We start from the raw sequence: 13622 nt of genomic DNA on the forward strand, positions 1-13622 counted from the left end.
TCAGGCTAGGCAGAGGGCTCACAGATCCCAGACGGACCGGCCGATCGCCGCCCACGGGAGCCGACCGTCCGCAGACCGAGAAAGCATCCAGACTTTGCCCAGGAGGAATTCAGGGGTAATAATTGTTGAGCAGTTCAGGCAACCAAGCCGAACCCGGCCACCTCCGGGTCGCACCCGCCCTTCTCCGAGCACACCCGCTCGACTCAAGAACGGCGACGCCGTCGAAGAAAGCAGAACATGGCTCAAGCACCACCCCCACGCGGTCAGCGCATCACCGTCTGGACGCGCCTGAGGCGGTCCCGTCCCGCCATGATCGGCCTCGCGCTCGTCGTCTTCTTCGTCGCCCTCGCTGCGCTCGCTCCCGCATTCTCTGCGATCACCGGCAACAGCCCGTATGCCTACAACCCGGATGCACTCGGCCCGGACACAGCCCCGACCGGACCATTGGGCGGAGTAAGTGCTCAACACTGGTTCGGCGTCGAACCCCGCACGGGCCGAGATCTCTTCGCCATCGTCAGCTATGGGGCGCAGGTGTCACTGCTCATCGGTCTTGCCTCCACCGCGGTGTCCATCATCGTCGGCGTCGCCGTCGGTCTCATCGCCGGCTTCTACGGTGGAGTCGCTGACCGTCTGCTCTCCAGGCTGACCGACATCATCTTCGGCTTCCCGTTCCTCATCTTCGCCATCGCATTGTCCGCAACGGTCCCGGCCAGCGTCCCCCGACCGCTGCTGCTCATCCTCGTCATCGGGTTCTTCGGCTGGCCGTCGATCGCCCGCGTCGTCCGCAGCGAGACCCTGTCCTTGCGGGAGCGCGGATTCGTCCGCGCCGCCGCGGCGCAGGGCATCGGCAGCGGCCGCATCATCATCCGCGAGATCATTCCGAACATCCTCGCCACCATCATCGTCTTCACGACAGTGTCGATTCCGGGCAAGATCGGCGCCGAGGCTGCGCTGTCCTTCCTCGGCGTCGGCGTCAACCCGCCCACTCCGTCATGGGGCCGATCGATCTCCGATGCCATCAGCTGGGTCCAAGTCGACCCGATGTATCTCATCTTCCCCGGAATGGCACTGTTCCTCGTCACGCTCGGATTCAACATGTTCGGCGACGGCCTCCGCGATGCCCTCGACCCGTCCGAGGCTGAGGCCTCGACAACCACCAGCACCGAGGCGGCCCCCGCGGCTGCTCCCGTCTCGACTGATCCGCTGAGCGCGGGAGGGCAGGCATGAACCGCACGAAATTCATCCTCATGCGCCTCCTCGGCGCGGCCTTCGTACTGCTCATCATCGCCGCTGCGTGCTTCGCGATCTTCTACCTCATGCCTGCGAACCCGGCACAGTATTCGTGCGGCAAACCCTGCTCCCCGGAACGTCTGGCCGAGGTCGAGCGCTATCTCGGCGTCGATCAGGCCTGGTGGAAGCAGCTCGTCGACTTCCTCGGCGGCATCGTCGGCGGGCGCACCTATGGTGAGGGCGCGGCCGCAATCCACTGCAACGCACCCTGCTTCGGGTATTCGTTCCGTCTGCGCGATTCGGTCACCGATCTCGTCATCGACCGCCTGCCGATCACGTTCTCGCTCACCCTCGGAGCTGCGGTCCTGTGGGGCATCGGCGGAATAGCCGCCGGTCTCATCGCCGCTCTCAAACGCGGAACTGCCGCCGACAGCACGGTCATGGGAGCCGCCATCACCGGCATCTCCGCACCGACCTATCTGCTCGGGCTGCTCGGCATCCTCCTCTTCGGCTTCACCCTCAACGTGCTGCCGATCGGCGGCTACGTGCCATTCACCGAGAACCCCGGAATGTGGGCCTTCCACCTCATCCTGCCGTGGATCGTGCTCGCCATCGCCAATGGCGCCATCTACGCCCGGCTCACTCGCGGACAGATGCTCGAAGTGCTCAGCCAGGACTTCATCCGCACTGCCAGGGCCAAGGGACTGTCCGAAACGACGGTGATCGGCAAACACGGCCTGCGCAACCTCGTGGTGCCTCTGACGACCCTCTTCGCCATCGATATCGGCGGACTCCTCGGCGGCGCCGTGATCACGGAGAAGGTCTTCGGACTCGGCGGAGTCGGGACTCTGCTGCTCGAAGCGGTGTCGAACCTCGACATCCAGGTCATCGTCGGTGTGACTCTCTTCGCAGCCGCCGTCGTCATCATCGCCAACCTGCTGGCCGATCTCAGCTATTCGCTGCTCGACCCGCGAATCAAGGCCGTCCGATGAACGGTGACCGGCCGATGAGCACCGCACACGAACACATGCGCACGGGGCCGCCTCGGCGGCGGTGTCGATACCAGCTCTCTTCCTCATTCGTCTCTTGACCGACTTCGCGACGCAGTCAGCGCCGCACATCTGAAAGGCACACCATGAAACGCGCAGCACTCATCGCCGCCACCCTGTCCTTGGGTCTCGTCCTCAGCGGCTGCAATGCCAACCCTGAACTGAACGAGGACGGCGGGGAGTCCAACACCCTCGGCGAAACGCACAAGGGAGGGACGCTCAACATCTTCTCCGACGCCCCGGACATGGACTTCGATCCGGGCAAGAGCCAGGGCCTGGCGATCACGTCCCTGTCGTTCGTCCACCGCCGCCTGACCACCTGGGACATCCAGCCAGGCAAACAGGCGAAGGTCGTCCCGGATCTCGCCACTGACACCGGTACAGCCAGCGACGACGGCAAGACCTGGACCTTCACGCTGAGGGACGGGCTGAAGTACGAAGACGGCTCGGAGATCACCACGGCCGATATCAAGTACGGCATCGAACGCTCCTTCTCCACCGAACTCTCCGGAGGGCTCAGCTATCACAAGACGCTGCTTGAGGGCGGCGATGACTATGCGGGCCCGTTCAAGGGCAAGGAGCTCAAGTCCGTCGAGACTCCTGATGAGAAGACGATCGTCTTCCACCTCGATTCCTCATTCGGCGACTTCCCGTGGATCGCGTCGATGCCGGCCTTCTCCCCCGTGCCCGAATCGAAGGACCATCCGGGCAAATACGGCCTCGATCCCATCGCATCGGGTCCGTACAAGGTCGAGTCGAACAAGTCCGGCGCCGAGGCGGTGCTGACCCGCAATGACAATTGGGATGAGAAGACCGATCCGGTGCGTACCGCCGGCCCCGACGAAGTCGTCTTCAAACTCGGTCAAGATGCTTCGGTGACTGCGCAGGCGCTCATCTCCGATTCCGGGGATGCGAAGAACGGCTTCTCGGCAAGCTTCGTGCCCGCTGCTCAGCTCGCCCAGGTGCAGAACGATCCGAATGCGAAGTCGCGTCTGGTCACCTCAGGCCCCGGAGCTTTGTCATACCTGGCGATGAACAACGATTCGAAGGGACTCGACAACGTCAAGGTTCGTCAGGCGATCAACTATGCGGTGAACAAGGACACGTTCCGCATCGCCGCCGGAGGCGAGATCTCGGGTGACTTCGCCTCGACCCTCATCACCCCAGGCATCCCCGGACGCGTCGACTACGACCTGTACGAGGCGAAGCCGGAAGGCGATGTGGAGAAGGCGAAGTCCCTACTCGAGGAATCCGGAGAGAAGCTCGGTGACCTCAGGCTGCTCGTCGCCAATGACGCCACCTCCGTGTCCGAAGCAGAAGCTGTCCAGGAAGCACTGGCACGCGCCGATATCAAGGTCACCATCAAATCCGTCGACTCGAACACCTTCTCCGCCGACGCAACGGATGCCAAGGGCGACTACGATCTCGCCCTGAGCTCTTGGCAGCCGGACTTCCCATCGGCAAACGGCAATATCGCTCCGCTCTTCGACTCCTCACAGATCGGCAACGGCAACTACAACATTTCGCACTTCTCCGATGAGAAGGTCGATGCCCTCATCAAGAAGGCCACCGAGACCGTCGACCCGACCGCAGCTCAGAAGGTCTGGGCCGAGGCCGACAAGGCGATCATGGAGCAGGCGCCGATCGTACCGCTGACCTATAACAAGAACTCCTACCTGCACGGGTCGAACGTGGAGAACTTCGTCATCGGCGACTTCCCCGCCTACCCGGTCTACTTCAAGGCATCGCTGAAGGGCTGATCCATGGTTGCCGATTCTGCGCCGTCGCCTGAGACCGTTCCGACTGACCGCGCTGCACTGTCCTATCGTGACCACTGCGTGTCGTTCGGACCGAAGGTCATCACCCGTGAGGTGTCTTTCGACCTCGTTCCCGGCCGGATCCTCGCCCTCGTCGGCGAGTCCGGTTCGGGCAAGTCCGTGACCGCACTGGCTGCACTCGGCTTGGCAGGAAGCGCGGAGCAGACGGGGTCCGTGCTTCTGAGCTCTGCGGGCCTAACCGGTACAGCTGCAGACAGCCGTGAACTCGTCGGGCTCGACCCCACTGGGCTGCGCGGAGTGCGTGGGGCGGAGATCGGCGTCGTCTTCCAAGAGCCGATGAGCGCGTTCAATCCGATGTTCCGCCTCGGTCATCAGATCGCCGAGGCGGTTCGTGCTCACCGTCACCGCGCGGGCTCTTCGCCGGGTGGAGCAGAACCCGCTGGAGGTGCGGAGGCGACGGCCGGTGCCGCATCTGCTGCCGAAACATCGGTGAGAGACCGGGTACGAGCCCAGTTGGTCAAGGTCGGCCTCGACGACCCGGACCGGATCATGCGAGCCTATCCGCATCAGCTCTCGGGTGGTCAGCTGCAGCGAGCGATGATCGCCTTGGCGACGGTCAATGCCCCGCGTGTGCTCATCGCCGACGAACCGACGACGGCTCTCGATGTCACGGTCCAGACGGGCATCCTCGACCTTCTCCGCTCCCAAGCGACTGAGGAAGGGCAGGCCGTCCTCCTCATCACCCACGATATGGGTGTCGTCGCCGATATCGCCGACGAAGTGGCCGTGATGAAGAACGGTCGCATCGTCGAACAGGGCAAGGTCGACGAACTGTTCTCGGACCCGCAGGAAGAATATACGCGCCAGCTGCTGGCTGCGGTCCCCCGCCTCGGTGACTTCGGATCTGGAAGGTCGAAACCGGAGACCGGTTCATCCAGCGCTCCGGATGCATCGACAGCACCAGATGGATCAACTGCTCCGGCAATCGCCGCCGAGCTCAGATCTGCCACAGTCGTGCACAGGAGCTCGGCGGGCCCGGTCACCGCGATCGAGGGCATCGACCTGCAGATTCCTGCCGGTTCGATCACCGGACTCGTGGGCGAATCCGGTTCCGGGAAGTCGACGATCGCCACTGTCCTCACCGGCGGGCAGAAGCTCAGCAGCGGTCAGATCTTCGTCGACGGTCAGGCCGTGTCCACCCGCCCGAACCGGGCTCAGCGACGTCGCCGCGCCGATATCGGTGTGGTCTTTCAGGACCCACGCGGCGCACTCAATCCGCGGCGGACCATCGGTTCTCAGATCGGCGAGCCCCTGCGGGTCCATCGTCGCCTCGATTCTCACACGATCGACGCACGCGTGGCTGCGCTCCTCCACAATGTGCAGCTGCCCGGTGACTTCGCCGAGCGCTATCCGCACGAGCTCTCCGGTGGTCAGCGTCAGCGTGTGGCCATTGCGCGGGCACTCGCTCTGGATCCGAAGCTGCTCATCGCCGATGAGCCGACGTCCGCGCTCGACGTTTCGGTCCAACGCGGGGTGCTGCGTCTGCTGGCCGAACTCCACGAGGTCCACGATTTCGCCTGTCTGTTCATCAGTCATGACCTTGCCGTCATCGAGCAGCTCGCCTCCACCGTCGTCGTGCTCAGGCATGGAGCGATCGTCGAACAGGGCACGAGCGCTCAAGTGCTCACTGCGCCCCAGCAGGCGTATACGAAGGAGCTCATCGAATCCGCTCCCCTGCCGGATCCGCAGATCCAAGCCGCCAGACGCGCTGCCCGGCTGGCCGCCTGACCGGGCGAGCCGGCTGCCAGAGCGACAGCACCGGCCGTCTGACCAGCCGAGATCTGTGAATGTGAAGGAGCCCTGGACACCGAATGGTGTCCAGGGCTCCTTCTCTCAGCTCTCCCAGCTGGGGCGGTCACAGCATCGCAGCGTTGGGGCCGCCTCGGCGAGGTTGAGACTCAGCCGATGATTCCGACTCAGCGAGCGGCAGTGCCCTCGGTGTAGTCGTCGTCGGAGTCCTTGAGCCATGCGAACATCTTGCGCAGCTCGCGACCGGTGGATTCGATCGGGTGCTGCTCTTCCTTGGCACGCAGCTCCTTGAACTCCGGTGCGCCGTTCTTCTGGTCGTTCATGAAGCGCTCGGCGAACTTTCCGTTCTGGATGTCGTCGAGGACGCCCTTCATGTTCTCCTTCACCTCGGGGGTGATGACCCGCGGGCCGGAGACGTAGTCGCCGTACTCAGCGGTGTCGGAGCAGGACCAACGCTGCTTGGCGATGCCGCCCTCGACCATGAGGTCGACGATGAGCTTGAGCTCGTGGAGGACCTCGAAGTACGCGATCTCGGGCTGGTATCCGGCCTCGGTCAGGGTCTCGAAGCCGTACTGGACGAGGTGCGAGACACCGCCGCAGAGCACGGTCTGCTCACCGAACAGGTCGGTCTCGGTCTCCTCGGTGAAGGTGGTCTTGATGCCGCCGGCGCGCAGGCCGCCGATGCCCTTGGCGTAGGACAGCACGGTGTCCCAGGCCTTGCCGGAGGCGTCGACCTCGACGGCGACGAGCACGGGCACACCGCGGCCGTCGACGAACTCACGACGAACCACGTGGCCGGGACCCTTCGGGGCGACCATGATGACGTCGACGCCCTCGGGAGCCTTGATGTAGTCGTAGCGGATGTTGAAGCCGTGGATGAACACGAGGGTCTTGCCGGGAGCCAGCTGATCCTTGATCTCGTTGTTGAAGATCTCCGCCTGAACCTGGTCGGGTGCGGCGATGGTGATGACATCGGCCCATGCGGCCACCTCGGCGGGGGTGCCGACCTCGAGGCCCTCTGCCGTGGCCTTGTCGCGGCTGGCCGAGCCTTCCTTGAGGCCGATGCGGACTTCGGCGCCGGAGTCGCGCAGGCTCAGCGAGTGGGCGTGGCCCTGGCTGCCGTAGCCGATGACGGCGACCTTCTTGCCCTGGATGATCGACAGGTCTGCATTGTCGTCGTAATAGCGTTCTGCTGCCATAGTTCTAGCTCCTTCGGGTTACGGGGTGATGTCCCCATTGTTTCACAGTTCGGTACTGCTGTTCACGTATTGAGATGAGCGGGGTTCCACAAGTTGGAACGCGAAATCAGCCACGCAGTGCGCGATCGGTGATCGACTTCGCCCCGCGGCCGATGGCCACGGTTCCCGACTGCACGATCTCCTTGATCCCGAAGGGTTCGAGGACCTCGCGCAGGGCTTCGACCTTGCCGAGCTCACCGGTGGCCTCGATGCTCACGGAGTCGGGTCCGACGTCGACGATCTTCGCGCGGAACATCTCCACCGCCGAGGCGACCTGGGGTCGTGTGGCCGCATTCGCCTTCACCTTGTAGATGATGTGCGCACGGCGCACCGAGGACTCAGGTTCGAGTTCGACGATCTTGATGACGTTGACGAGCTTGTTCAGCTGCTTCGTCACCTGTTCCAGCGGAACGTCGTTGACGTCGACGACGACGGTGATCCGGCTCAGCTCCTCATGTTCCGTCACACCGACGGCGAGGCTGTGGATATTGAAGCCGCGGCGGGCGATGAGCCCGGTGAACCGGGTGAGCACGCCGGGCTTGTTCTCGACCAGGACAGAGAGTGTGTGTCGGCTGCTGTTCATTCCAGGCCTCCTTCGATCTGAGCCACGGAACGCACCGTGCCGTCTTCGTTCGCTCCGGCCTCGGCGATGGCAGCCTCGGCCTCCTCTTCGCCCTCTCCGTCGAACTCGGGACGGATGCCGCGGGCGTACTCGATCTCATCGTTCGACACGCCTGCCGCGACCATCGGCCACACCATCGCATCCGGTGGGACCGTGAAGTCGAGGACGACCGGTCGGTCATTGATCGACAGCGCCTTCTCGATCGCGGCGTCGACATCCTCGTTGCGGTCCACGCGGATCGCCTCACAGCCGTAGGCTTCGGCCAGTTTGGCGAAGTCGGGGATGCGGATCGTCTCGTGCCCGGTGTTGAGGTCGGTGTTCGAGTAGCGGCCGTCGTAGAACAGGGTCTGCCACTGACGGACCATGCCCAGCGACGAGTTGTTGATGATCGCGACCTTGATCGGGATGTTGTTGAGCGCACAGGTGGCCAGCTCCTGATTCGTCATCTGGAAGCAGCCGTCACCGTCGATCGCCCACACCACGCGGTCGGGCTGGCTGACCTTCGCACCCATGGCCGCGGGCACGGAGTAGCCCATGGTGCCGAGACCGCCGGAGTTCAGCCAGGACTTGGGGCGTTCGAATTCGATGAACTGAGCGGCCCACATCTGGTGCTGCCCCACGCCTGCGGCATAGACCGCCTCGGGGCCGGTGAGCGCAGAGATCCGGGAGATGACGTACTGCGGATCGCACAGTTCGCCGTGCGTCTCATAGCCGAGCGGGTAGGTCTGCTTGAGACGGTTGAGGAAGCGCCACCACGGTTCGCGCTGGCGCTCCAGAGCCTTGGGGAACTTGCTGCGCATCTCTGCGAGCATCTCGGCGAGCACTTCGCGGGCATCGCCGACGATGGCGACATCGACCTCTCGGTTCTTGCCGATCTCGGCCGGGTCGATATCGGCGTGGATGACCTGGGCGTTCGGCGCGAACGAGTCCAGCTTGCCGGTCACGCGGTCGTCGAAGCGGGCACCGATGGCGATGAGCAGGTCGGCCTTCTGGAAGGCGGTGACGGCAGGCACGCTGCCGTGCATTCCGGGCATGCCCAAGTGCAGCTGATGCGAGTCGGGGAAGGCTCCGCGCGCCATGAGCGTGGTCACCACGGGGATGTTCGTGGCCTCTGCCAGGCGCAGCAGCTCCTTCTCGGCCTCCGAGCGGATGACTCCACCGCCGATGTAGAACACCGGGCGCTGAGCCTCGGACATCAGGCGTGCGGCCTCGCGGATCTGCTTGGCGTGCGGCTTGAGGATCGGGCGGTAGCCGGGCAGCACCGGCTCTTCCGGCCAGACGAACGGGGCCGTGCCGGTCTGCGCATCCTTGGTGATGTCGACGAGCACGGGGCCGGGACGGCCGGTTGTCGCGATGTGGTGGGCGTTGACGAGCGCCGCCGGAATGTCCTCGGCACGTGTGACGAGGAAGCTGTGCTTGGTCACCGGCATCGTCATGCCGACGATATCGGCTTCCTGGAAGGCGTCGGTGCCGAGCAACGATGAGGCCTGCTGACCGGTGATCGCGAGCATCGGCACGGAGTCCATGTGCGCATCGGCCAGGGCCGTGATGAGGTTCGTCGCGCCCGGACCCGAGGTGGCGATGCACACGCCGAGCTTGCCCGATGCGGCCGCATAGCCTTCGGCCGCGTGGCCGGCGCCCTGCTCGTGACGGACGAGGATGTGACGGATCTTGTCCGTCTCGAACAGCGGGTCGTAGGTGGGAAGGATGGTGCCGCCGGGAAGCCCGAATACCGTGTCGACCTCGAGCTTCTCGAGGCTGCGGACGATCGCCTGTGCGCCGGTGAGGACCTCCGGCCCGGTGTTGCGGCGAATGCTGGACGGTGTGGCTGTGACCGGTGCGGACGCGGGTTGAGTGCCCGTGTCTTTCGCGGTCGAGGGCTTGGCTGCCATCGATTCCTATCCTTCCTGGGTTTCCTTCTCATCTCCGCATTAAAAAAGCCCCTCCGGATTCGGTAGGGGCGCGCGGAACGTGTCGTCTCGACAGGCTACGGAAGATCCGCGCGCTGGGTAATAACGACGACAAGAAGGTGAGTCATGCCTCAATAGTTCCCCGCAGCACTCGAGGGTGTCAAACCTCGCAAACGTTCGTCCCGACATTCGAGACCGACGATGATTGCCAGGCGAGACTCGCCGAGGCGGCACAGCGTCCCCATTCCCCACCGCCGTTCCGCTCGACCTCAATTTTCAGCGCACAGAGAAACGGGAAGCCTGTTTGCCAGATTCGTGGAATAGATCACAGTCTGCGACTAGGCTGGATTCTCGTGCGCCCCCTCCTCCGTTTCTGGCCTGACCTCCGCTCCCGCATCGGCGTGTACGTCCTCGTGCTCGTCCTCACTCTCCTGGCCAACGGAATCCAGCTCATCGTCCCCGTGATCACCGGCTACATCGTCGACGGACCCATCGCCCACCGCGATCTGTCGGGCCTGTGGCTGCCGGTCCTCGGGGTCCTGTTCATCGGCATCGCCGAGGCTGTCGGGATGTGGGCACGGCGCATGGTCGTCGCTCCCGTCGTCTCCCATTGGGAGGTGACGTGGCGTTCGCGCCTGTTCGATCGTCTGCAGTACACCTCGGTGGCGATCCACGACTCCTGGGAGTCCGGCCAGCTCCTCTCGCGCGCGGTGAATGATCTGTCTCAGCTGCGTCGCTTCTTCGCGTTCGGGCTCCCGTTCCTCCTCTCCACACCGATCGTGCTCGCCGTCGGCACGGTGATGCTCGTGATCATGCAGCCCGTCTTCGGTCTGATCATGATCATCATGGCAGTGCCGGCGATCATCGCGGTCGCCGTCTTCGAGAAGCACTATCGGGAGACCTCCCGTCGGTCGCAGGACACTATGGGCGAACTGACCACCGACGTCGAGGAGTCCATCCAGGGCATCCGCATCCTCAAGTCGTTCGGACGCTCCCTCTGGGCCGCCGAGCGCTTCTCCGAGATCTCCACCCGGCTGAAATCCTTGGAGATCCGCAAAGCGAAGCTCGACTCCTGGCTGTGGAGCGTGCTCCTGCTGCTGCCGACCCTGGCTCAGGCCGCGATCGTCGCCGTCGGCACGTGGGGTGTCATCGAGGGCTGGACGACGATCGGCACGGTCGTGGCGGCCGTGACGATCTCGATGGTGCTGCGGATGCCCATCGAGATGCTCGGCTTCCTGCTCGCCGATGCGCTCATGGCGCTGACCGCCGCAGGACGGTACTGGGAGGTCATCGACATCCGTCATGACATCACCGATACCGACGGCGGTGTCGACGATGCTCCCGAAGTCGGCCACTACCGCGGGAAGCTGCGCTTCGACGACGTCGATTTCCATTTCTCTGATACCGAGCGACTGACCCTGCGCGGTCTCGATCTCACCATCGAGCCCGGTCAGACTCTCGCTCTCGTCGGGGCAACCGGCTCGGGGAAGACGACTCTGGCGTCTCTGGTGCCCAGGCTTCAGGACGTCTCTGCCGGCACGGTGAGCATCGACGACGTCGATATCCGAGACATGCCGGTGAACGAGCTGCGTCACCTCGTGTCCGTATCCTTCGAGGACCCGATCCTGTTCTCGACTTCCGTGGCCGAGAACGTCGAGATGGGTTCCCCGGGCGCGGGCGAGGAAGAGATCTGGGAGGCCCTCGAGATCGCGGCGGCGAAGGATTTCGTCTCCCGACTGCCCGATGGTCTGGATACGCAGGTCGGCGAACAGGGACTGTCGCTTTCCGGCGGTCAGCGTCAGCGCCTCGCTCTGGCTCGTGCGGTCATCGGGCGTCCGCGCATCCTCGTTCTCGACGACCCGCTCTCGGCCGTCGACGTCGACACCGAGGATCGGGTGCAGCGGGCCCTGCGGGAGATCCTGCCGGATTCGACGACTCTCATCATCGCCCACCGCCCATCCACAGCGGCATTGGCCGATGTGGTGGCGGTGCTCGACGAGGGCCGGATCGCAGCGCTCGGCACCCACGAACAGCTGCTCGAGTCCTCGAAGCTCTACCGCGAACTCATGGGGGCGAGCGCGAAAGCCGATGCACACACGTATCCGGGTGCGGCCGCCTCGGCGAAGGAAGGAGGGACACCATGAGCATGCCACGTCTCGACAGCGACGACGAGATCGAGTCGCTGCCGCCGGACATTGCGAAGAAGGCCCGCACCCTGCTGATGTCGCTGGTCAGGCCGCACCTGGCGATGGCCGTCTTCCTCGCCGTCATCGTCGTGCTCACGGCTGCGCTGATGGTCATCGGGCCGGTGTTCATCGCTGATGCCCTCGATCGAGGTGTGCCCGCAGCCCTCGACGGCGATATGGATCCCCTGATCCGGGCGGTCACGCTCTTCGTGGTCTCAGCAATCGCCTCGGCGATCTTGGCGTTCACGTCGACCAGGCTCGTCGGGATCACCGCTCAGCGGATCCTCTTCACCCTGCGCGAGCGGGTCTTCACCCATGTTCAGCGTCTTGACCTGGGTTATCACGAGACGTCAACCTCGGGACGGCTCGTGTCCCGGCAGACCTCGGACATGGAATCGGTGCAGCAGTTCCTGTCGTATTCGCTCTTCGACACGGCGCTGGCGGTGCTGCAGATGCTCTTCATCGCCGTCACTCTCGTCGTCCTCGATGTGCCGCTGGCGATCGTCGTCTTCGCTGGATTCGTGCCGCTGTTCTTCATCACGAAGGCGGCGCATTCGACTCAGCGCAGCGCCTACCGGCGCACGCGGACGTCGATCGCGAAGGTCATCGTCCACTTCGTCGAGACGATGGGCGGCATCCGCGCCGTGCAGGCGTACCGGCGTCAGCCCGAGCGGCGCGGGACCTTGAGCGATCAGGATGCCCGGTATCGGGATGCGAACACGGATGCCCTGCGCGGGGTGGCCTGGTTCGCCGGGTGGACGCGGCTGATCGGCAACGTCACGCAGACGGTCATCATCGTCATCGGTGCGTGGCTCGTCATCGAGGGGTGGACGCAGATCGGCGTGCTCGCCGCCTTCATCCTCTACCTGCGTCGTTTCTACGGTCCTCTCGATGAACTCGTTCAGGCTTTCAATCTCTACCAGTCCGCCTCGGCGGCGCTGGAGAAGATCGCGGCGGTGCTCGACACCGACCCCGAGGTGGTCGAACCGACCCAGCCGCAGGCTCTGCCTGCGCACGCAACCAGTGACGCGGCTGCCAGCGGTCGTGCCCTCGATCTCGACGACGTCCGCTTCGCCTACTCCGACGGCTCCGACGTCCTCCCCCGCTTCGATCTCCACATCCCGGCGGGACAGATCGTCGCGCTCGTCGGCGCCACCGGCGCGGGCAAGTCGACCCTGGTCAAGCTCGTCACCCGCTTCTACGATCCAAGCGTTGGACGGATCACCCTCGACGAGGTGGATCTGCGTGACCTCGACGATGCACAGCTGCGATCGTCGGTCGTCATGGTGACGCAGGAGTCGTTCCTCTTCGCCGGCACCATTGCCGACAACATCCGCATCGGCAATCCGGACGCCAGCGATGACGATGTCGTGGCGGCCGCGACCGCGGTCGGCTTGGATGCGTACATCCGCCGGCTGCCCGAGGGCTATGCCACGGATGTGAAGAAGCGCGGCGGCCGGTTGAGTTCTGGCCAGCGTCAGCTCGTGTCCTTTGCCAGGGTGTTCCTCGCCGATCCGGATGTCGTCGTCCTCGACGAGGCGACCGCGCACCTCGACATCCCGTCGGAGCGGCTGGTGCAGAACGCCCTGGCCACGGTGCTCGAAGGCAGGACAGCCATCATCATCGCCCACCGCCTGTCCACTGTCGAGATCGCCGACCGCGTGCTGGTCATGGAATCCGGTCGGATCATCGAGGACGGCACACCCGACGAACTCATCTCCGGCACCGGGAAGTTCGCACAGCTGCACCAGGCCTGGCGCGACTCCCTCGTGTGAGGTCCTCTCGTCCTCCTGCCGTCCC

Annotated in this window: 9 protein-coding genes; 6 read left to right on the forward strand and 3 right to left on the reverse strand. The window is 64.6% G+C overall.

The window, feature by feature from the left end; genetic code table 11:
* The first annotated feature begins 237 nt into the window (after positions 1-237).
* The 4 genes from ACOZ9V_RS12705 (at position 238) to ACOZ9V_RS12720 (ending at position 5845) form a co-directional block, all read left to right on the forward strand.
* On the forward strand, positions 238-1227 hold the full coding sequence (locus tag ACOZ9V_RS12705; RefSeq protein WP_139908479.1) for an ABC transporter permease: 990 nt from the start codon (positions 238-240) through the stop codon (positions 1225-1227).
* Complete coding sequence (locus ACOZ9V_RS12710) at positions 1224-2222, forward strand: ABC transporter permease (protein ID WP_434590562.1); 999 nt, start codon at positions 1224-1226, stop codon at positions 2220-2222. Before ACOZ9V_RS12705 ends, ACOZ9V_RS12710 begins: the two co-directional genes overlap by 4 nt.
* A 143-nt stretch (positions 2223-2365) precedes the next feature.
* A complete protein-coding gene (locus ACOZ9V_RS12715) occupies positions 2366-4039 on the forward strand; it encodes an ABC transporter substrate-binding protein (protein ID WP_434590565.1) in 1674 nt (557 codons plus the stop codon).
* Positions 4040-4042: 3 nt separating this feature from the next.
* Complete coding sequence (locus tag ACOZ9V_RS12720; RefSeq protein WP_434590568.1) at positions 4043-5845, forward strand: ATP-binding cassette domain-containing protein; 1803 nt, start codon at positions 4043-4045, stop codon at positions 5843-5845.
* A 188-nt stretch (positions 5846-6033) separates the two neighbouring features.
* On the opposite strand, the gene ilvC is transcribed toward ACOZ9V_RS12720, so the two are convergent.
* From ilvC to ACOZ9V_RS12735, 3 genes are all read right to left on the reverse strand, one after another.
* Positions 6034-7065, reverse strand: a complete 1032-nt coding sequence (ilvC, locus tag ACOZ9V_RS12725; RefSeq protein ID WP_101544534.1) for a ketol-acid reductoisomerase — start codon at positions 7063-7065, stop codon at positions 6034-6036.
* Positions 7066-7171: 106 nt separating this feature from the next.
* Positions 7172-7687, reverse strand: a complete 516-nt coding sequence (gene ilvN, locus ACOZ9V_RS12730; protein ID WP_139468869.1) for an acetolactate synthase small subunit — start codon at positions 7685-7687, stop codon at positions 7172-7174.
* Positions 7684-9618, reverse strand: coding sequence for an acetolactate synthase large subunit (locus ACOZ9V_RS12735; protein WP_139468870.1), 1935 nt, complete (start codon positions 9616-9618; stop codon positions 7684-7686). Before ACOZ9V_RS12735 ends, ilvN begins: the two co-directional genes overlap by 4 nt.
* Positions 9619-9989: 371 nt before the next feature.
* Here ACOZ9V_RS12735 and ACOZ9V_RS12740 point away from each other — a divergent pair, with 371 nt between their 5' ends.
* Positions 9990-11780, forward strand: coding sequence for an ABC transporter ATP-binding protein (locus ACOZ9V_RS12740; protein ID WP_434590571.1), 1791 nt, complete (start codon positions 9990-9992; stop codon positions 11778-11780).
* Complete coding sequence (locus ACOZ9V_RS12745; RefSeq protein ID WP_181271643.1) at positions 11777-13597, forward strand: ABC transporter ATP-binding protein; 1821 nt, start codon at positions 11777-11779, stop codon at positions 13595-13597. Before ACOZ9V_RS12740 ends, ACOZ9V_RS12745 begins: the two co-directional genes overlap by 4 nt.
* Positions 13598-13622 lie beyond the last annotated feature (25 nt).

The organism is Brevibacterium sp. 1718, from assembly GCF_051131255.1.
In the GTDB taxonomy this organism is placed as follows: domain Bacteria; phylum Actinomycetota; class Actinomycetes; order Actinomycetales; family Brevibacteriaceae; genus Brevibacterium; species Brevibacterium sediminis.